Source organism: Arthrobacter sp. NicSoilB11, from assembly GCF_019977375.1.
Classification (GTDB): domain Bacteria; phylum Actinomycetota; class Actinomycetes; order Actinomycetales; family Micrococcaceae; genus Arthrobacter.
In genome coordinates this window covers 4,058,753-4,078,474 of sequence record NZ_AP024657.1, presented here as the reverse complement: position 1 = coordinate 4,078,474, position 19,722 = coordinate 4,058,753, and the positions used below count along the sequence as shown (strand labels likewise).

Genomic DNA, 19,722 nt, shown 5'->3' with positions numbered 1-19,722 from the left:
CAGTCCCGGCCTACTGGGCCAGCCGCTGCCCGGTCCAGGGTCCGGCAAGGTTCGACGGCGAGGCAAGGCTTCCCGCGGTCAGGTCCCAGTACTGCACGGTGTCGTTGGCGCGGCGGAGCGCCACGCCCGTGGAGTTCAGCCCAGTGACGTTGCGCAGCGCCCGGATTCCCGTAACGTCCGTCCAGCCGGTGGCCACGGTGGGCCGCGTCTCTGCACGTAGTGCGGTGGTGCCCCACCCGCGGTAGAGCTGCACGCTGCCGTCCGCTTTCAGCGCCAGCACGTCCTGGAAGCCATCGGCGTCATAGTCCACCATCGAAAGCCGGGAAGCGTAAACACCGGTGGCAACGGTGGCCCGCTCCGCGATGTCGCCGGTGCCCTTGTTGGCGTAGAGGAACAGGTTCCCGGCCCCGTCCAGGGCCAGGATCTGGGGCATCCGGTTGTTGGCGCACCAGCCGCCCACGGCCAGGGTCAGCGTGTTCCAGCCGCCCTTACCGAGAGTGATGGCGGCCTGGAACCCACCCCCGGCGATGCCCCGGTGCAGTGTGAGGTCGCCGCCGGTCCACTGGGTGAGGACGTCATATGTGCCGTCACGGTCCCAGTCCGTGACAAAGACTTCCTTCGCTCCGCTGAACCCTGCGCCGATCACCCTGGCCGGAGCATAGGTGCGGGGTCCGGTGGATGCCCTGTCCAGCAGCTGCCCTGCGGAGTCGACGGACACGATGTCGGCCGGGCCTGTGATCGCGGCGGCGGCGAGATTAAGCGTGGGCGGCATGTGCTTGGCGGGTGCATCGCACAGGCTAGGCGCCGGCGGCGGGAAAGCGTCCCCTGATCCCCGGCCGCCCGGGGAATCCAGGGTCCCCGCCGGCAGCGTGGTGTAGCCGAAGAAGTTCACCACGCCCCAGATCTGGTAGGTGGAGTTGGTGTAGGAAATGCCGGCACCCATCACGTTGAACCGTGGATCGAGGAGCATGGCGTTGTGGCCCGGCGACCCCTTCCACCATTCCACCAGCTGGGCGGCGTCGCGGTCGGTACGGATGGCGATCACCTCGCCGGCGCCGTTGTTGGGGCTGAGGGCGCGGGGATCGGTCCAGAAACTTGCCCGGTGCTCGATCACGTCACGGCCGGCGATGCTGTCCGACCATTCCTGCGACATGCCCGCCACCGTGGGGTGGTACTTGACCTTGTTCAGGCCGTTGGCCACCCGGTATTCGTTGATCCTGGTGAACACGGTGAGGATGGCTGCAGCATTCGAGTCCGGGACCAGTGCCTCCGTGGAGGGAAGCGCGGTGCCGGACTCAGGGGTGGCCAGCCGGGTGGCCGGCGGCGAAGCCAGTTCCTGGTCCGGCGCCCACAACGGAGGGACGGACACCGTCTGGGGTGCGGGCTCCGCCGGAACGGCAGTTGGTGATGCCACCGGTGACGTTTCCGTGGAGGGCACAAGCGCAGTAGTTGCAGGAGCGGCTGTCACGGGCGCGGACGCTGCAGTTGGCGTGGCTGTGGCCGCCGGCAGGGGCGAGGCCACCCGGATGTCCGGGTCCACGGCAGGGGTGAGGCGTCCTTCGGAACCGTCACCATCGACGGATGTTCCGCCCCGAACCACGGGAGCCGCCAGCGAGATGCCAGCCGAATCCGCCTGGCTGAACGGCAGCGGCGCGGGAGGCGCTGCTGCCGACGAGGAGACCAGTGCCCACGCACAGAGCACGCCAATGAAAGAGGGTGCCACCAATTTATTCACAAACATCCCCAGCCCTGTTACGCCATCCGGGAGACCATTCCGGCGGCTTTCATTCGCAACATTAGCCCCACGAGGCCACAGCAACAACGGGAAAGTGCGGCTGTGGATAACCGATACGGTAATTTGGGACGGTGCTGATCTCTGACCGCGACATTCGTGCCGAAATTGATTCCCAGCGGATCGTGCTGGAACCGTTCGATCCTGCGATGGTCCAGCCGTCGTCCGTGGATGTCCGGATCGACAAGTTCTTCCGCCTGTTCGACAACCACAAGTACGCGCACATCGATCCCGCGCAGGAGCAGCCTGAGCTGACGAGGTTGGTGGAAGTGGAGCAGGACGAGGCCTTTATCCTGCACCCGGGGGAGTTCGTCCTGGGTTCCACCTATGAAACCGTGACGCTGCCCGACGACATCGCGGCCCGCCTGGAAGGCAAATCATCCCTGGGCCGCCTGGGCCTGCTCACGCACTCCACCGCAGGTTTCATCGACCCCGGATTTTCCGGCCACGTCACCCTGGAGCTGTCCAACATGGCCACGCTGCCCATCAAGCTGTGGCCGGGGATGAAGATCGGGCAGCTGTGCTTCTTCCGGCTCAGCTCGGCCGCGGAATACCCCTACGGCCAGGGCGAATACGGCAACCGGTACCAGGGCCAGCGCGGCCCGACCGCAAGCCGCAGCCACCTCAACTTCCACCGCACCAGCATTTAGCCGCACCAGCATTTAGCCGCACCAGCGTTCAGCTGCGGCAGTGTCCGGCAGAACCGGCACGGACGCCGGCGCGCCCCCAACGCCTAGAGCTGCGGGGCGACGGCCGGCCTCCGGATAAACGGCCTGGCCAGCGGTTCCACGTAACGTGCGGCCAGCGGGCCCAGCACCGCCATCAGCAGCACGTAGGCCGTAGCCAGCGCCGCCAGCTCGCGCGGGACCACTCCCGATGCAACGGCCAGGCCGGCGATCACGATGGAGAATTCGCCGCGGGCCACGAGCGCGGCGCCGGCGCGGAACCGGCCGGGCCTGGCGATGCCGGCGCGTTTGGCGGCCCAAATCCCGGTGGCCATCTTGGTGGCGGTGGTGGCCGCAGCAAGTACCAGGGCCCAGCCAAGGACCGGGGGAATGGATGACGGGTCCGTGTTGAGTCCGAACGCCACAAAGAAGATGGCGGCAAACAGGTCGCGCAGGGGTTCAAGGATCCGGGTGGCGTTGTGGGCCGTGGAACCCGAGATCGCGATGCCCAGCATGAAGGCCCCCACCGCGGCGGAGACCTGCATTGCCGATGCCGCCCCCGCCACCAGCAGGGCGGCCCCCAGGACGTTGAGCAGGAAGACTTCGGAATTCTCGCTGTGCACTGCCTTGGAAACATGGTGCCCGTGCCGCAGCGCCACCATGAGGACCATGGTGACCACCGCCAGGGCGATGCCCACCGCGGTGAGCCCGCCCAGGAAACTTACTCCCGCGAGCGTTGCCGTGAGGATGGGCAGGTAGACGGCCATGGCCAGGTCCTCGAACACCAGGATGGACAGCACCACTGGTGTCTCGCGGTTTCCCAGCCGGCCGAGGTCGGTGATGACCTTGGCGGCGATGCCGGATGAGGATATGTACGTGACGCCGCCCATGACCATGGCGCCCACGCCGCCCCAGCCCAGGAGCAGGGCCAGTCCCGCGCCGGGCAGGAAGTTAAGGACCAGGTCCAGGACGCCGGCCTGCCACGAGCGCCGCAGGCCGGTGAAGAGCTCAGACGCCGTATATTCCAGTCCGAGCATAAGCAGCAGCAGGATGACACCGATCTCGCCGGAGAGATGCGCGAACTCGTGCATGCCTTCCAGCTTGACGATGCCGCCCGCACCAAAAGCCAATCCGCCCAGCAGGTAGAGCGGGATGGGCGACATTCCGATCCGTCCGGCCAGCCTGGCCAACAGCCCCAGGCAGAACACAACGGCCCCCAGTTCAATGAGGGTCAGGGCCAACGGGTCCATAGGGCTTAGCCGTGGCGCAGGATATCGGCCGCTGAGTCGAGGCCTTCCTGGGTACCCACAGCCACCAGCAGGTCGCCGGGGTGCAGCACGACGTCGGGACCCGGCGACGGCAGCACCTCGCCCTCGCGCATGATGGCCACGATCGACACGCCGCAGCGGGTGCGGATGCAGGCCTTGCCCATGGGCTGGTTCTGGAACGGGGAGTCCGCGGCGATGGAGAACTGCCGGGTGACAATCCCGGGAACGTCCTTGTGCTCTTCCGCGAGCTTCATTGCCAGGTGCGTGCCGCCGAGGAGGTTGCCCAGGGTGGCGGCTTCGTCGCTGGTGAGCGGAATGGAAGCCTGGCAGGTGTCGGGGTCGTCCCAGGTGGAAACGATGAGTTCCGTCTGGCCTTCCCGCCGCTCCACGACACCGATGCGGCGTCCGGAGGCGGTCATGAAATCCTTCCGGCGGCCCAGGCCGGGAAGGTTGGTTTCGTCCACGTTCATAGGTCAAGCCTAGTCTGCCTGGCAACACTTGGCCGGGGCCTGGAACGTTGCCCGGAAGGTGTTTTCAGGCGGCGGGGACCACGGCGATGGGTGCCTTGGCCGGCGACTTCACCGGCAGCAGCACCAGGAGCCCTGCCAGGAGGACCACCATGATGCCCAGGATCCCCCACCGCTGTGCCTGCCCGGCCGGCACCAGGGGGGTGGCCACGGTGATGCAGAGGGTGAACAGCGCCGGCGCCAGGAAGCTGACGGCCCGTCCGGTGGTGGCGTAGAGGCCGAACAGCTCCCCGGATTCGCCGTGCGGCGCGAGCCGGGCCAGGTATGCGCGGGATGAGGACTGGGCAGGCCCGACGAACAGGCAGAGGAAGAGCCCGAATACCCAGAACGTGGTGGTCCCGGCCCACTGCATGCCGAAGAAGACATAGTCCCCGTTGCCCAGGGCCAGGATCGCCGACCCGGCGACCAGGAGGCCTGCCAGGGACCCGGCGATGACAGCCTTGGGGCCCACCTTGTCGTCCAGGAATCCGCCAATGACCGCCCCGACGGCAGCCACCACGTTTCCGAAAATGGCGAAGAAAATCACCTGGGACAGGGCAAAGCCGAAGGTACCGGCAGCGATGATGCCGCCAAACGTGAAGACGGCGGCCAGTCCGTCACGGAACACGGCACTGGCCAGCAGGAAGTAGATGGTGTGCGGGCTGGTGGCATAGATCGCCTTGATGCGCCGGAACAGCAGTCCGTAGCTGGCAAAAAAACCCAGACGGCCCGCCTGGGCGGACCGGGGCAGTTCGGGGACGGCAAACAGGACGGGGAGGGCGAAGACGAAGAACCACAGGGCGGAGAAGACGGCAACGAACCTGATGTTGAGGCTGTCCCGGGTGGACGCGCCGAACCAGTCAAAGGCCGGCTGGACGAACAGCTGCAGGACGATCAGGAGTGCCACGATGCCGCCAAGATAGCCGGCTGCCCAACCCAGGCCGCTGACCTTTCCGATGTTTTGCGGCGTGGAGACCTGGGCCAGCATGGCGTTGTAGTTCACGCCGGCAAATTCAAAGAACACGTTGCCCAGGGCGATCAGCGATACCCCGAGGAGCAGGAATTCCGGGCGGGGGAATACGAAGAAGCACAGGGCCGTCAGGATGGCGACGGCGGCCGAGTTGACTCCCAGCCACAGCTTCCGCCGGCCCCCCGCGTCCGAACGCTGGCCCGTGACGGGCGCCAGCAGGGCGATGGCGAACCCGGCAACGGCAAGTGCGGCGCCCAGGACCGCCGAGGCACTGTCCTCGCCGCCGAAAGCCTTGGACGTCAGGTAGACGGTGAAGACAAAGGTGGTCATCACTGCGTTGAAGGCCGCCGAGCCCCAGTCCCAGGAAGCCCAGGCCAGTACGCGGCCCTTGCTGGAGTTCCGGGTTCCGGCTTCGAGTTCCGAGGCAGGCTGCATTGCTCCCGGAGCGCTGGCGCTGTTCATACGATGCATCGTATCCGCCGGTGGCGAACACCCTTGGGACCACGGGCCTTTGACGGCGGGGTTCCGCCGTCGGTGGCGCCGCTGACGGGGGAAGACACCCGACGGGCCTTGATAAACTGAGCCCTCCCGGACCTTACTTTTTGCCGCCTGCTCCAACTTTTGACAATCGAATTCCTGACGTTGCGGAGAATACAGTGATCACAGTCCTTGCCGTGCACTTTTCGGTGGCTGTCCTCGCGCCCTTCCTCTTCAGGCTCTGGGGCCGCAACGCCTTTTACGCGCTGGCTGCCGTTCCGGCTGCTTCCTTCGGCTGGCTGGTGTTCCAGCACGGTCCCGTCTACTCAGGGTCAGGGTCAGGAGCCGTCACCGAGGCCTTGGACTGGATCCCCAGCCTCCACCTGGAATTCGCCTTCCGCATGGACGCACTGGCTTGGGTGATGTCACTGCTGGTGCTTGGCGTCGGCGCCCTGGTGCTGGTTTATTGCGCCCGGTACTTCAAACGGAAAGACCAGGACCTCGGCCAGTTCGGCGCCCAGCTGCTGGCTTTCGCTGGTGCCATGTTCGGGCTGGTCACCGCCGATGACCTGCTGCTGCTGTTCATCTTCTGGGAACTGACCACCATCCTGTCCTACCTGCTGATCGGCTTCGCCCGGACCAGGCTTGCCGCCCGCCGGTCCGCCCTCCAAGCACTGATGGTCACCACTGCCGGCGGCCTGGCCATGCTGGTGGGCCTGATCATGCTGGGCTACACCGCGGGCACGTACCGTATCTCCAGCATCCTGGAGCAGGCTTCCACACTGGCGTCCGGACCGTCCGGCGCCGTGGTGGGTGCCGCCGTCGTGCTCATCCTGGTGGGTGCCATCACCAAGTCCGCGCTGGTCCCGTTCCACTTCTGGCTCCCCGGCGCCATGGCCGCGCCCACCCCCGTCAGCGCCTACCTGCATGCCGCCGCCATGGTGAAGGCCGGCATCTACCTGGTGGCGCGCCTCGCTCCGGGATTCTCCGCGACGGCGTACTGGCAGCCCGTGGTCCTGGGCCTGGGCCTGGCCACCATGCTGGTGGGCGGCTACCGGGCACTGCGGCAGACCGACATCAAGCTGATCCTCGCGTACGGCACCGTCAGCCAGCTGGGCTTCCTCACCATGGCGGTGGGCCTGGGAACGCCCGACGCCGCGCTGGCGGGCCTTGCCATGCTGCTGGCCCACGGCCTCTTCAAGGCCACGCTCTTCCTGGTGGTGGGCATCATCGATCACCAGTCCGGAACCCGCGACGTGCGCAAGCTGTCAGGGGTCTTCCGTTCCTCCCGTGCGCTGGGCATCGTGGCCGGCATCGGTGCCGCGTCCATGGCGGGCGTTCCGCTGCTGGCCGGCTTCGTCGCCAAGGAATCCGTGCTGGAGGCGTTCGTGCACCACGCCGCGGACCCGCACTCCGGACCGTGGGGCACGGTGGTCCTGGCTGGGCTGGTGGTGGGGTCAATCCTCACGTTCGCCTACAGCGCCCGCTTCATGTGGGGTGCCTTCGCGGTCAAACCCGGCGTGGACCCCATCCCCTTCAAAGCCATCCGGCCCTCCTTCCTCGCCGCCCCCGCCGTCCTCAGCGTCCTGACCATCGTGTACGGGCTCTGGCCCGTGCCGGTGGACGCCTGGATCCAGCCGTACGCGGCGCTGTTCGCTTCCACAGCGCCCGACGCCGGCACTCCGGCCGCGCAGGCGGGCCACCTTGCGCTGTGGCACGGGCTGACCCCGGCGCTTGGGCTGACGGCCGTCACCTTCGTGCTTGGCGCGGCCATGTATCTTGGCCGCAACGCGGTGGCCCGCGTCCAGTCCCTGGTCCCGGCCTGGGTGGACGGCGACCGTGCCTACCAGCTGACCATCGGCGCCCTGGACGACGTGGCCGTCTGGATCACCGGCCGGACCCAGCGCGGCTCACTGTACTTCTACCTTGCCGTGATCCTCAGCGTGGCGTTCGTCCTGCCGCTCACGGCCATCCTCCTGGGCGGCAACCCCCTGCCGCAGAACGTCTACCTGGTGGATCCCAACTCCCCGCTGCAGCTTGTGGCCGGGGTGGGCATCGTGATCGGCGCCCTGGCCGCCGTCAAGGCGAACAAACGCTTCCTCGCTGTGCTGATGGTCTCCGTGACCGGGTACGGCATCGCCCTGGTGTTCGCCCTGCAGGGCGCTCCGGACCTGGCGCTGACCCAGATGCTGGTGGAGACCATCATCCTGGTGGCGTTCGTCCTTGCCATGCGCAGCCTCCCGCCGGAACTGCGGGACCGCACCGGCGGCAAATACCGGGTGGTGCGCGTCATCATCGGTTTGGGTTTCGGCGCCACCATGGTGTTCGCGGCCATTTTCGCCATGGGCGCCCGGACCGCCCTGCCCGTATCACTGCAGTTCCCGCAGCTTGCCTACGAGGGCGGCGGCGGCCTGAACGTGGTCAACGTGACCCTGGTGGACATCCGCGCCTGGGACACCTTCGGCGAGATCAGCGTCCTTGCGCTTGCCGCCACCGGCGTCGCCAGCCTGATCTTCGTACGCGGGCGCGGCGACCGGCTGCAGCGGTCCGCATCCGTTGCCGAGGGCACGGTGGGACGGTCCCACGGCGTGGATCCCGGCTCCCGCGACGGCGCGGCACTGGCCATCAGCCGCAGGTTCGCAGCCGCAGCCCGGGATCCCTGGATCGTCGCGGGCCGCACCCTGGCCCCCGAACGGCGCTCCATCATCTTCGAAGTGGTCACCCGGCTGCTCTTCCACTCGATGATCATCTTCTCGCTCTACCTGCTGCTGGCCGGCCACAACCTGCCGGGCGGCGGTTTCGCCGGCGGCCTCACCGCCGGCCTGGCGCTGACCATCCGCTACCTGGCAGGCGGACGCTTCGAACTGCGGGAGGCGGCGCCACTGAGCGCCGGCGCGCTGCTGGGCACCGGCCTGGCCCTGGCCGCCGTGTCCGGCGTGGTGCCCCTGCTGCTGGGCGGCCAGGTGTTCCAGTCCGCCATCATCCAGGTGTGGCTGCCCGTCTTCGGGGACATCAAATTCGTCACCTCCACGATCTTCGATATCGGGGTGTACATCGTGGTGGTGGGGCTGGTGCTTGACGTGCTGCGCAGCCTCGGGGCCGAAATTGACGAGCACATGGAGGAACGATCGGCGGCCGCCCCACACCAGGACGAGCCGGACATCGACCGTCCCGGGCAGCCGGAACTGGAGGCTGAACGGGACCTGGAACCCCCGCTGGAGCCCGACACCGTCCCCGCCGAGACCACCGCAAAGGGCCACGCATGAGCGTCAACCTGACCCTGCTGATCGTCATGGGCGCCCTGTATGCCTGCGGCATCTACCTCATCCTGGAACGCAGCCTCACCCGGGTGCTGCTGGGGCTGATGCTCCTGGCCAACGCCACCAACCTGCTGATCCTGGCCACCGGGGGCTATGCAGGACTGGCGCCGCTGTTCGCCAAGGACACCCCGGCACAGGACTACAGCGACCCGCTCCCGCAGGCCCTGATCCTGACCTCGATCGTCATCTCCTTCGCCGTCACGGCGTTCATGCTCGGCATCATCTACCGCACCTGGCTGCTGGCGCGCCAGGACGACATCCAGGACGACCTGGAAGACCGCCGCGTGGCGGCGACCCCCAGCTTCGACGCGGAGGACGACGCCGAAGTTCCGGCGGAAACCTCCGAGTTCCCGCTCACCATGCTGGGATCGGACGGCCGGGACGTCTCAAACCATGCAGCGTCCAACAACAACGCAGATCTGCAAACGGACCAGCCGGTGGCCACGCTTGTGGCCGGCGGCCGGGAGATGCCCGCCGAACACGCTGCCGCGGAGGAAAAGCCCGGCTCACTCAACGTCGACTCCGGCCCGGAAGGAGGCGGAAAGTGAACATCGCAAGCTTTGCCCCGCTCGCCGTCGTACTTCCCATCCTGGGCGCTGCCCTGACCTTCCTGCTGATCCGGCATACCCGGGCCCAGCGCGCGGTGAGCATCGCCCTGCTCTCGCTGACGCTGGCGCTCGAATGCCTCCTGCTGGCATCGGCGTGGAACGGCGGGACCGCTGCCGTGGCCATCGGCGGCTGGCTGCCGCCGTGGGGCATCGTGATGGTGGTGGACCAGTTCTCGTCCCTGATGCTGGTGGTGTCCTCCGCCGTGAGCCTGGCCGTGCTGGTGTATGCCACCGGGCAGGGCATGGCCGACGGCGACCAGGACGCCCCGGTCTCGATCTTCCACCCCACCTACCTGATCCTGGTGGCGGGGGTGTCCAACGCGTTCCTGTCCGGGGACCTTTTCAACCTATACGTGGGCTTCGAGATCCTGCTCACGGCAAGCTACGTCCTGATGACGCTGGGCGGCACCGGGCCGCGCATCCGCGCCGGCGTCACCTACGTGGTGGTGTCCGTGGTGTCCTCGGTGCTGTTCCTGATCTCCATAGCCATGGTCTACGGCGCCACCGGAACGGTGAACATGGCGGATCTGGCCATCAAGCTCGGGGACCTGGACCAGGGCACCAGGACCCTTCTGCACGTCATGCTGCTGGTGGCCTTCGGCATCAAGGCCGCCGTCTTCCCCCTGTCCTTCTGGCTCCCTGACTCCTACCCCACGGCGCCGGCCCCCGTCACCGCCGTGTTCGCCGGGCTGCTCACCAAGGTGGGTGTGTACGCGATGGTCCGGACCGAGACCCTGCTGTTCCCCGGGGACACCCTCAACACCCCCCTGATGGTGGCGGCGCTGCTGACCATGGTGGTGGGCATCCTTGGTGCCCTGGCCCAAAGCGACATCAAGCGGCTCCTGTCGTTCACCCTGGTCAGCCACATCGGGTACATGGTGTTCGGCCTGGCCATGTCCTCCGTTGCCGGGCTGGCCGCAGCGGTTTTCTACGTGGCCCACCACATCACCATCCAGACCAGCCTCTTCCTGGTCACCGGCCTGATCGAACGGCGGGGCGGGAGTTCCTCCGTGGACCGGCTGGCCGGCCTGGCCAAACTGTCGCCCATGCTGGCGATGCTGTTCTTCGTTCCGGCCATGAACCTCGCTGGCATCCCGCCCTTCTCGGGGTTCCTCGGCAAGGTGGGCCTGATGCAGGCCGGCGTTGAGCTGGGCACGCCACTGGCCTACGCCCTGGTGATCGGCGGGGTGGTGACGAGCCTCCTGACCCTGCTGGCCGTTGCCAGGGTCTGGAACCGCGCGTTCTGGCGCAGGCCCACCGACGCTGAGCATCCGGATCCGGTGCTCCTTGCCAGCCCGGCCCGGGTGTCGGGACCGGGCGCCAAGCTGAACACCGTGACCCTCCTGCCGCGCACCATGGTGGGCCCCACCCTGGGCCTGGTGGCGCTGGGCGTTGCCCTGACCGTCTTTGCCGGGCCGCTGTTCGGGCTCTCGGACCGGGCAGCGCGGGACATGCTGGACCGGACCCCGTACATCCAGTCAGTCCTGGGCCCTGATGTCCCGGTTCCCGCCACGCCTGCCGTGGGAGGTATGCGATGAGCCGCAAACGCATCTCCCTGCGCCAGGAACTGCCTCTCCTGGTCTGGCTGGTGATTGTCTGGGGCGCCCTGTGGCAGGACTTCAGCCCCGGGAACCTCCTCTTCGGTGCCCTGCTGGCAGTGGGCGTGGCCCGGCTGTTCTACCTTCCGCCGGTGGAGCTCAGCGGCCGGTTCAACATCCTTTACGCGGTTCCCTTCGCGCTTGCCTTCGTGGGCAAAGTGGTGGTGGCCAGCGCCCAGGTGCTGTACCTGGCCACGGTCCGCGGCCCCAAGGTGACCAACGCCGTCGTTGCTGTGAGGCTGCGCAGCCACCAGGACCTGATCGTCACCGCCACCGGCCACGTGATCTCCCTGATCCCGGGGTCCCTGGTGGTCGAGGTGGACCGCTCCACATCCACCCTCTACCTGCACGCGCTCAACATCGCCTCCAAGCAGGACGTGGAGGGCCTGCGGAACGAAGTCCGGTCCATCGAGGCCGGCCTGATCCGCATCATGGGCAGCCCGGAGGAACTCGAAGCCGTCCGAATGGAGGCCGCCACGTGATGCATGTTGTCCTGGCTGTTACAGCCGTCATCTTCTCGCTTGCTGCGGCCGGTGCCATCATGCGGATCGCCCGCGGCCCGTCATTGCTGGACCGGGTGCTGGCGGCCGACGTCCTCCTGGCCATCCTGGCCGGAGCCCTGTGCATCGACATGGCCGTGAACCGGCACCTGAACAACCTCATGCTGGTGGTGGCCATTTCCATCATCGGCTTCATCGGGTCCGTCACCGTGGCCCGTTTTGTGGCGGACCGAAGGGTGAAGCCCGATGAATCCTGACTTGTCCGGTCCCGACGGCTGGATCGACGCCGTCTCGGCAGTATTCATGGTGGTGGGGGCGCTCATGTCCCTGGGCGCCGCCATCGGCCTGCTCCGCTTCCCCGACCTGCTGAGCCGCATGCACGCGGCCACCAAACCGCAGGTCCTGGGCCTGTTCCTGCTGCTGGCGGCTATTGGACTGCAGATGCGGACATGGTGGGTATGGCCTGTCCTGGTGGTTGCCTGGATTTTCCAGCTGCTCACCGTACCGGTGTCCGCGCACATGGTGGGCCGCGCGGGGTACCGCACCAAGCACCTGCACCGGGAGCTGCTCACGGCCGACGAGCTGGAGGCCGTGGTGCAAAAAGCCGCCGCCGAGGCTGCCCGGAAAGACAGCCCCGACGGCGGCGGGTAATGCCGGGAGCTAGACGATGTCCTGCGACTTGGCGAAGCGGGTGATGGCGCGCTGGGTGCCGCGGTTGGCCAGGACCTGGATGATGGCGCTGACCGACGCCGAGATCAGCGCGAAGGTCAACGCCGAACGCAGGCTGGTGGGGACATCCTCGTTCTTGCCGGTGGGGGCTTTCTGCCCGGTGGTCTTCTCCCAGATGGTGTTGACCAGCTTGGTGCCGGCCAGGCCTGCGCCGAGGCTCACCCCGGTTCCGAGCAGCTTGATGAAAAGGTTCATTCCTATTACTCCTTGCGGGCGGAAAACGGACTGCCTCCAGCCTAGCCGTACGCCCGTGCCGGTCCGGGCAAGGCCGTGGCGTGCTGCAGGCAGGTTGTTGGACTAAATGGCTTGTTGGACTACTTCGCGGGCGGCTCGGTGCGGAACTTGATCATCTTGTGCGTGCCGTCGCAGTAGGGCTTGATGGCCGAGGCGCCGCAGCGGCACAACGCAACGGTCCTGCGGTCGCGGGGCACCGCGTCCCCGGATGGGGTGACGATCTCGAAATCACCCCTGACGATCAGGGGCCCGTCCGGGCAGACCACGATGGAGCCCGCGGCGGATTCGTGGTCCATGTCCGATCCTGTTCCATGCTGTCCGGGTTTCATGCCTGCACCGCTTTCGTCGTAGTCATGCTGCCGCCGGTACGGCCGCCCGCAGCGATGATGCCCCGGCTTCCCATGAGGACATCAGATGGGCGGACAGCCGGCCGTCGAGGGCCATGGCGGCAGTGGCCCCAAACAGGACGTCCGCGAGGAGTTCCGGTTCGGCTTCGACGAGGCCGCCGGCGAGGTCCCGGCCTGCGATCTGCTCGTGGACGGCGTCGGCCTCCACATGCTCATCGAAGTAGTGGGTGACGTCCGCGCCGAAACCGTGCCGGCGGAATCCGTTGCCGTAGAACCGGTTGGGCTGGGAGGAGGTCATCTCGTAGATCGCCAGGTGGCCGGTGATGGCACCCCGGAGCCGCCGGTTCAGGCCGCACAGCGACATGAGGTTGACGGACGCGAGGGAGACGGCGGGGACGGCATCCACGTACGCGCCGTAGCTGACGTCGAGGCCCAAACCGCGCATGGTCCGGGCGAACAGCGCGCTGTGCATGCGCTCGGGGCGGCCGCCGCCGTATTCATCCGCCTGGATTTCCACCAGGGCCGCCTTGGGCCGTCCGCTGAGCCGCGGAATGGCCCATGTATGCGGGTCGGCTTCCTTCAGCTGGTACATCGACTTGTGGATCAGGAACTCCCGGAGCTGGTCCAGGCCCGCCTTCCTGGCGACGTAGCGGGAGACGCTGGGCCCGGTGTCCGTGGCTGCGAGGCCGAACAGGACGTCGGCTACCTGGTCGCTGGTCAGGGCACCGGCAGGCAGTTCGAAGTCTGCGGCGGCCTGGTGCGCGGCGGTACGGAGGGCTGCCTCAAACGGTGCCTCGACCAGCTGCCGGACCCGGATTAACGCCGGCTCCCACTCCCAGTCGTCGGAGACGCCGGCCAGGCCGGAATAGTGGAGCTCGTAGAGGCAGAAGAGGGCCAGCTGGATGTCCTCGTCGCCGATGATGTCACTAGTGCCGGCCACCTGCCGTGCCGCGAGGTGGTACAGCCCGTCCAGCCCCGTCCCGGCTTCGGCCGGAGCCTGCGCAAGGAGTGCGAACAGGGCGTTGCTGAGGGGGCCTCTGGATTCCGGGATTCTCATGGTGCTCCTTGGTCTGCCGCGCTGGTGACGGGAACGAACGCGGGACCGCCCATGGTGACTCCCATGCCCTGTCCTCCTCGAAACCCGGGAACCAATATAGTAAGCATGATTACTAATAAAAGCTAAGCAGGCTTCCTGTTGGCGGCAGGTCAACCGGCGCCTAATCCCGCAGCGACGACCCCAGGATGTCGCGCAGCGCCTCAACCACCAGGTCATGGTCCTGCAGCTGCGGCAACCCGGAGACGGTCAGCGTGGCCACGGCGCCCACGCCGGTGACGTAGATCGGAAAGGCGCCGCCATGGGCTGCATACCGGGATTGGTCGAACCAGGCGTTGTCCTCGATCCGGCCGCCGCCCAGCCGGCCGCGAAGCCCCACCAAAAGTGACGGCACCTCGTACCGGGCGGCAGTGCGCTGCTTGGCGCGGATCCAGTGCCCGTTGTCCGGCGTGGCGCCCGGGAGCGCGACGTGGAACAGGACCTGCTCGCCCTTGGTGATGTCGATGGCGATGGGAAGGGACCGCTCCTTGCCCAGCTCCACCAGGAGCAGGCCCAGGTTCAACGCGTCATCCAGCGAAAAGCCGGGGAACTGGAGCTCCCGGACCTCCGCCTCGATGCGGGCGATCGACGCTTCCAGTGACCCCTCCAGCTGGGCGTCGGCGGAATCAGGATCGAATCCGGTCACATCCGGTGGAATGGCGCTCATGGCCCTCAATCTACCCCCGCCAGGTGTAAACTTGACCACGCCCGGAAGGGCAGTTCAAAAAGCCTTACCCATCCAAAAGCACCACTAATAACGACAGGGGAGCGCCGCCGTCGGACATCCTGGCACAAGCCGGGCACCGCAGGTGGGCGCTGAGAGTGCGGACAGCCGCAGACCCTCGAACCTGATCCGGTTAGTACCGGCGCAAGGGAGTCGAGTTCTCAAAGTGCCGCGGCTGCACGGCAACAGCCGTCAGCCGGGTCCACTTTCCCCTCCTGTTTCCCAGGAGGATCACATGAGTACTGCAGCAATCAAGAAGACCACCAGTAAGTCCTGGCGCGTCGTGGACATCGTGGTCGCCGCGCTGGTGGCCATCGCGGGCGGCGTCATTTTCTGGGCGTGGGACCAGGGAGCAGCCGCGCTTTCTGCCCCCATGAATGCCGCCTACCCGCCCCTGACCGGGCTGCTGGCGGGCGGCTGGATGATTCCCGGCGTGCTGGGAATGCTGATCATCCGCAAGCCCGGGGCCGCCCTGTTCTGTGAAACCGTGGCCGCCACCGGGGAACTCCTCATGGGTTCCCAGTACGGTGCCTCGGTCCTCTTCTCCGGCTTCATCCAGGGCCTCGGCGCGGAAATCATCTTCGCCATCTTCGTCTACCGCAAGTTCAACCTGCCCGTCTCCCTGCTGGCAGGCGCCGCGGCTGGATTCTTCTGCGGACTGAATGACTCATTCGCACCGTGGGGCTGGAACATCGCCTACTCCGGTGCGGACAAGCTGGCGTACATCGTGCTGACCACCCTCTCCGGCGCCATTCTCGCCGGCGCCCTGTCCTGGCTGGCCACCCGCGGCCTGGCGCGTACCGGCGTGCTGAGCTCCTTCGCTTCGCGCAAGGCCGCCACGGAGCCTGTCTTCTCCTGATGGCACCAGCCCAGCGTGACGGCGGCACCGTCCGCCCTGCCGCCGTCACAGCCCGGGGCTGGGGATGGCGGCACGCCGGCAGGGCCAAGCCTGCCGTCCATGCGCTTGACCTGGACATCAGCCCGGGGGAGCGGGTGCTCCTGCTCGGCCCCTCGGGCGCCGGGAAGTCCACGCTCCTGCACGCGCTCGCAGGGGTGCTGGGGGACATCAACGACGACGGCGGCGAGGCGGGGGACGCCGACGAGTCGGGTTCGCTGCTGGTTGACGGCGCCGTGCCCCGCGCCCAGCGCGGGCGCGCCGGACTTATGCAGCAGGACCCCGAGACGCAGGTGGTCCTGTCGCGGGTGGGGGACGACGTCGCCTTCGGTGCCGAAAACCTTGCCGTCCCACGGGAAGCAATCTGGGCGCGCGTGCACGAGGCGCTTGCCGACGTCGGACTGTCCCACCTGCCGCTGGACCACCCGACGTCGGCCCTGTCCGGCGGGCAAAAGCAGCGCCTGGCGCTGGCCGGCATCCTGGCCATGCGCCCGGGCCTGATCCTCCTGGATGAGCCAACCGCCAACCTGGACCCGGACGGCGTGTTGGAGGTCCGCGATGCCGTGGCGCGGTGCCTGGACAAGACCGGGGCCACGCTGGTGGTGGTGGAGCACCGGGTGTCCGTGTGGAAGGACCTGGTGGACCGGATCGTGGTCCTGCAGCCGGGCTCCGCCGCGGATCCTGCCGTACTCCTGGACGGGCCGCCGGACCAGGTGCTCACGGAGGCGCGGGCCATGCTGGCCGCCGCCGGTGTGTGGGTCCCCGGCTACGTCCCGGCAACCCGTGCCCGGGCGGTGGTCCCGGCCCCCGGCACGGGAAACCTCCTGCTCGCAGCCGAACAGTTGGCAGTCGCCCGCGAACGTCCCCGACGCAAGGGCTTAAGGAAGATTCCGCCGTCACCGGTCCAGGAAGGCCTGGCCGCGCAGGTGCGCGCCGGGCAGGCGCTCGCCGTGACGGGTCCCAACGGCGCCGGTAAGTCCACTTTCGCCCTGACCCTGGCAGGGCTGCTGGAACCGGTGTCCGGAAAGGTCTCCGCCACCATGGACCTGAGCCGCGGTGCCGGCATTGACCCGTACCGGTGGAAGGCGGATCAGCTGATTTCCCGAGTGGGGACGGTGTTCCAGGAGCCGGAGCACCAGTTCGTGACCGGCAGGGTGCTTGACGAACTGCTGTTCGGCCCCCGGCACCTGGGCCACGGCGGGGATCGGGTGGACGAACTGCTGGAGCGGCTGCGGCTCACCGCGCTGGTGGACGCCAACCCCTACACGCTCTCCGGTGGCGAGAAGCGGCGGCTGTCCGTGGCCACCGTCCTTGCCGCCAGCCCGCAGGTCCTGGTCCTGGATGAACCCACGTTCGGGCAGGACGCCAACACATGGGCCGAGCTGGCGTCCTTCCTGTCCGAGCTCCTGGATGCCGGCACTGCCGTGGTGTCCGTGACCCATGACGCCGAATTCACCCAGGCCTTGGGCGGGGCCGAACTGCGGATGGCCGCGGCGGAAGCGGTGGCGCCATGAGGCAGCAACTCACCCTGGGCGGCAACCATGCCCTCCTGGTCCGCGCCAATCCACTAAGCAAGTTCGCTGCCGTCCTGCTGATCACCGCCGTCCTGGCGCTGTCCATCGACTGGGTTTCGGCGTCCGTGGCCCTGGTCTTTGAGCTTCTGCTCTTTCCCCTGGCCGGGCTCACCCTGTCCCTGCTGTGGCAGCGCGGCTGGCCGCTGATCCTTGCCGCTGCCGTGGGTGGCTGGAGCACCTCCATCCTGGCCCCGGACAGCGGCCGGATCCTGCTCGACGCCGGGATCTGGTCCATGAGCGAAGGTTCCCTGCAGCTGGGCATCGGCTTCCTCCTGCGCGGCTTTGCGATCGCCCTTCCGGCCGTGCTCCTGATGAGCTGCACCGATCCCACGGACCTTGCCGACGCGCTGGCGCAGAAGGCGCGCCTGCCGCACCGCTTTGTCCTGGGAACGCTCGCCGCGATGCGCCTGGTGGGGCTCATGGCTGAAGAATGGCAGACCATCGGGATGGCCCGGCGTGCGCGTGGCGTGGGTTCGCGCGGCAGCGTGGCCCAGCGGGTGAAGGCCACGCTGGGCCAGAGTTTCGGGCTGCTGGTACAGGCCATCCGCCGCGCGTCCCGGCTTGCTGTGACCATGGAAGCCCGCGGTTTCGGCGGCGGCAACCGGACCTGGGCCCGGGAATCCACGTTCAGCGCGCTGGACCTTGGGGTGGTGGCCGGCGGTGTCCTGGTGGCCGGCCTCGCGCTATTTGCTGCCCTGGCCGCCGGGACCTGGAACATGGTGTGGCTGGGCAGTTGATGTTGGCGGTCCGGCCCAGGTGATTCCTATCGCATGCAGTGGGTAGAGGCTTTCCCGATGCCCCATACCAGTGGCCGATCAGGGCCCGCGTAACTCATCTATGATATATTTGCGGATATGACGCAGGAGACCGCTGAGCACGTTGCCGCCATGTTGAGGGATGCCCGGAGCGAGAAGGGCTGGACCCAGGGCCAGTTGGCCGCCGAGCTCGGCACCAGCCAGAGCGCCGTTGCCCGGATGGAGCAGGGCAAGCAGAACCTGAGCCTGAAGATGATCCAGAGGCTGGAAAAGATCTTCGACCGCAGCATCGTCAACGTCGGCAAGCCGCAGATGACGCACCTGCGGGTGGAGGGCGGCCGTACCCTCTCCGGTGCCGTGGATGTCAACAGCAGCAAGAACGCCGGCGTCGCCCTGCTGTGCGCCAGCCTGATCAACCGTGGCACCACCGTGCTCCGCCGGCTGGCACGGATCGAGGAAGTCAACCGCATTGTCGAAGTGCTGACCAGCATCGGCGTCGAGTGCACCTGGCTCAACGACACTGACCTGCGTCTTCGCCGTCCCGCCGTCCTGGACCTGGAAGCCATGGACGTTGACGCGGCGCGCAGGACCCGCAGCGTCATCATGCTGCTGGGTCCCCTTCTGGATGAGTCGCGGGAGTACCGGCTGCCCTACGCCGGCGGCTGCGACCTCGGCACCCGCACCGTGGAACCGCACATGCAGGCGTTGCGCCAGTTTGGCCTTGCCGTGGAAGCCACGGCCGGTTTCTACACGGTCCAGGCTCCGCCGGCGGACGCGCAGGACCGCTCCTTCGTCCTCACCGAACGCGGGGACACCGTCACCGAGAACGCCATCATGGCCGCGGCGCACCGGCCGGGAACCACCGTGATCCGCAACGCCAGCCCCAATTACATGGTGCAGGACCTGTGCTTCTACCTGCAGATGCTGGGCGTCACCATCGAGGGCGTGGGCACCACCACCCTGAAGATCACGGGCCGGGCCGACATTGACGCGGAGATCGAGTACTTCCCCTCCGAGGATCCCATCGAGGCGATGAGCCTCATCACGGCCGGCATCGTCACCAATTCCGAGGTCACGGTGCGGCGGGTGCCCATCGAGTTCATGGAAATCGAGTTGGCCACCTTGGGCCAGATGGGGCAGAAGCTGGAAATTTCGGGCGAGTACATGGCCCGCAACGGCCGCACCCGGCTGGTGGACGTGACCACCAAGCCCTCCGAGCTGCATGCCCCGGAGGACAAGATCCATCCGATGCCGTTCCCCGGGCTGAACATCGACAACCTGCCGTTCTTTGCCGTCATTGCCGCGAACGCCGATGGCCAGACCATGATCCACGACTGGGTCTACGAGAACCGGGCCATTTACCTGACAGAGCTGAACAGGCTTGGGGCGCAGGTGCAGTTGCTGGATCCGCACCGGATCTACGTCAACGGGCCCACCAAGTGGCGCGCCGCCGAGGTGGGCTGCCCGCCTGCACTTCGTCCGGCCGCCTGCCTGCTGCTGGCCATGCTCGCCGCCCGGGGCGTATCCGAACTGCGGAACATCTACGTGATCGAGCGTGGCTACGAGGACCTGGCGGAACGCCTGAACACCATCGGCGCCAAGGTGGAGTACTTCCAGGACTAGCATTCACGGTTCGTCATGAATCGCCGGGGCCCCTCGAATGCCGG

The 19,722-nt window shown here is 67.5% G+C and carries 19 protein-coding genes and 1 riboswitch; of the genes, 11 read left to right on the top strand and 8 right to left on the bottom strand.

All coding sequences use genetic code 11. From position 1 onward, the window contains the following. Positions 1-10 precede the first annotated feature (10 nt). Positions 11-1,741: a CAP domain-containing protein gene (locus LDO14_RS19025; protein WP_082581761.1), complete on the bottom strand. Its 1,731-nt coding sequence runs from the start codon at positions 1,739-1,741 to the stop codon at positions 11-13. Positions 1,742-1,866: 125 nt separating this feature from the next. Here LDO14_RS19025 and dcd point away from each other — a divergent pair, with 125 nt between their 5' ends. Further along, positions 1,867-2,442 carry a dCTP deaminase gene (gene dcd, locus LDO14_RS19020; protein WP_018769967.1) on the top strand — a complete coding sequence of 192 codons (576 nt, stop codon included), beginning with the start codon at positions 1,867-1,869 and terminating at the stop codon, positions 2,440-2,442. An 83-nt stretch (positions 2,443-2,525) separates the two neighbouring features. Here the strand turns inward: dcd and LDO14_RS19015 are convergent, their stop codons facing one another. From LDO14_RS19015 to LDO14_RS19005, 3 genes are all read right to left on the bottom strand, one after another. Beyond that, a complete protein-coding gene (locus LDO14_RS19015; RefSeq protein WP_026265881.1) occupies positions 2,526-3,707 on the bottom strand; it encodes a cation:proton antiporter in 1,182 nt (393 codons plus the stop codon). Positions 3,708-3,712: 5 nt separating this feature from the next. Further along, on the bottom strand, positions 3,713-4,195 hold the full coding sequence (locus LDO14_RS19010; RefSeq protein ID WP_018769969.1) for a TrkA C-terminal domain-containing protein: 483 nt from the start codon (positions 4,193-4,195) through the stop codon (positions 3,713-3,715). A 64-nt stretch (positions 4,196-4,259) separates the two neighbouring features. Beyond that, positions 4,260-5,663, bottom strand: coding sequence for an MFS transporter (locus tag LDO14_RS19005; RefSeq protein ID WP_223992902.1), 1,404 nt, complete (start codon positions 5,661-5,663; stop codon positions 4,260-4,262). A gap of 194 nt (positions 5,664-5,857) precedes the next feature. Between LDO14_RS19005 and LDO14_RS19000 the strand changes: the two genes are divergently transcribed. Genes LDO14_RS19000 through mnhG form a run of 6 tightly spaced genes read left to right on the top strand, consistent with a single transcriptional unit; the run spans position 5,858 to position 12,355 of the window. Then, complete coding sequence (locus LDO14_RS19000) at positions 5,858-8,944, top strand: Na+/H+ antiporter subunit A (RefSeq protein ID WP_223992901.1); 3,087 nt, start codon at positions 5,858-5,860, stop codon at positions 8,942-8,944. Then, positions 8,941-9,546 carry a Na(+)/H(+) antiporter subunit C gene (locus tag LDO14_RS18995; protein WP_018769972.1) on the top strand — a complete coding sequence of 202 codons (606 nt, stop codon included), beginning with the start codon at positions 8,941-8,943 and terminating at the stop codon, positions 9,544-9,546. The genes LDO14_RS19000 and LDO14_RS18995 overlap by 4 nt, the downstream gene beginning before the upstream one ends. Beyond that, positions 9,543-11,144, top strand: coding sequence for a Na+/H+ antiporter subunit D (locus tag LDO14_RS18990; RefSeq protein WP_018769973.1), 1,602 nt, complete (start codon positions 9,543-9,545; stop codon positions 11,142-11,144). Before LDO14_RS18995 ends, LDO14_RS18990 begins: the two co-directional genes overlap by 4 nt. Further along, positions 11,141-11,686, top strand: coding sequence for a Na+/H+ antiporter subunit E (locus tag LDO14_RS18985; protein WP_018769974.1), 546 nt, complete (start codon positions 11,141-11,143; stop codon positions 11,684-11,686). The genes LDO14_RS18990 and LDO14_RS18985 overlap by 4 nt, the downstream gene beginning before the upstream one ends. Beyond that, a complete protein-coding gene (locus LDO14_RS18980; protein WP_026265883.1) occupies positions 11,683-11,961 on the top strand; it encodes a monovalent cation/H+ antiporter complex subunit F in 279 nt (92 codons plus the stop codon). The genes LDO14_RS18985 and LDO14_RS18980 overlap by 4 nt, the downstream gene beginning before the upstream one ends. Continuing rightward, positions 11,951-12,355, top strand: coding sequence for a monovalent cation/H(+) antiporter subunit G (mnhG, locus tag LDO14_RS18975; RefSeq protein WP_018769976.1), 405 nt, complete (start codon positions 11,951-11,953; stop codon positions 12,353-12,355). Before LDO14_RS18980 ends, mnhG begins: the two co-directional genes overlap by 11 nt. A 9-nt stretch (positions 12,356-12,364) precedes the next feature. On the opposite strand, the gene LDO14_RS18970 is transcribed toward mnhG, so the two are convergent. The 4 genes from LDO14_RS18970 to LDO14_RS18955 all read right to left on the bottom strand — a co-directional run bounded on the left by LDO14_RS18970 (position 12,365) and on the right by LDO14_RS18955 (position 14,774). Then, positions 12,365-12,628 carry a DUF4235 domain-containing protein gene (locus tag LDO14_RS18970; protein ID WP_018769977.1) on the bottom strand — a complete coding sequence of 88 codons (264 nt, stop codon included), beginning with the start codon at positions 12,626-12,628 and terminating at the stop codon, positions 12,365-12,367. Positions 12,629-12,747: 119 nt separating this feature from the next. After that, positions 12,748-12,963, bottom strand: coding sequence for a CDGSH iron-sulfur domain-containing protein (locus LDO14_RS18965; RefSeq protein WP_056391927.1), 216 nt, complete (start codon positions 12,961-12,963; stop codon positions 12,748-12,750). 55 nt (positions 12,964-13,018) lie between these two features. Further along, on the bottom strand, positions 13,019-14,071 hold the full coding sequence (locus LDO14_RS18960) for an iron-containing redox enzyme family protein (RefSeq protein ID WP_018769979.1): 1,053 nt from the start codon (positions 14,069-14,071) through the stop codon (positions 13,019-13,021). 160 nt (positions 14,072-14,231) lie between these two features. Further along, a complete protein-coding gene (locus tag LDO14_RS18955) occupies positions 14,232-14,774 on the bottom strand; it encodes a heme-degrading domain-containing protein (RefSeq protein WP_018769980.1) in 543 nt (180 codons plus the stop codon). A gap of 85 nt (positions 14,775-14,859) precedes the next feature. After that, a riboswitch (TPP riboswitch) is annotated at positions 14,860-15,000 on the top strand. Positions 15,001-15,066: 66 nt separating this feature from the next. On the opposite strand from LDO14_RS18955, the gene LDO14_RS18950 reads away from it, so the two are divergent. The 4 genes from LDO14_RS18950 (at position 15,067) to LDO14_RS18935 (ending at position 19,678) form a co-directional block, all read left to right on the top strand. Beyond that, entirely contained in the window at positions 15,067-15,690 is a 624-nt protein-coding gene (locus LDO14_RS18950; RefSeq protein WP_018769981.1) for an ECF transporter S component, read from the top strand. Continuing rightward, on the top strand, positions 15,690-17,240 hold the full coding sequence (locus LDO14_RS18945; protein ID WP_018769982.1) for an ATP-binding cassette domain-containing protein: 1,551 nt from the start codon (positions 15,690-15,692) through the stop codon (positions 17,238-17,240). Before LDO14_RS18950 ends, LDO14_RS18945 begins: the two co-directional genes overlap by 1 nt. Continuing rightward, positions 17,237-18,037: an energy-coupling factor transporter transmembrane component T gene (locus LDO14_RS18940; RefSeq protein ID WP_018769983.1), complete on the top strand. Its 801-nt coding sequence runs from the start codon at positions 17,237-17,239 to the stop codon at positions 18,035-18,037. The genes LDO14_RS18945 and LDO14_RS18940 overlap by 4 nt, the downstream gene beginning before the upstream one ends. 117 nt (positions 18,038-18,154) lie before the next feature. Further along, the gene (locus tag LDO14_RS18935) at positions 18,155-19,678 is read left to right on the top strand and encodes a UDP-N-acetylglucosamine 1-carboxyvinyltransferase (protein ID WP_018769984.1); all 1,524 of its coding nucleotides are present in this window, start codon (positions 18,155-18,157) and stop codon (positions 19,676-19,678) included. Positions 19,679-19,722: the final 44 nt, after the last annotated feature.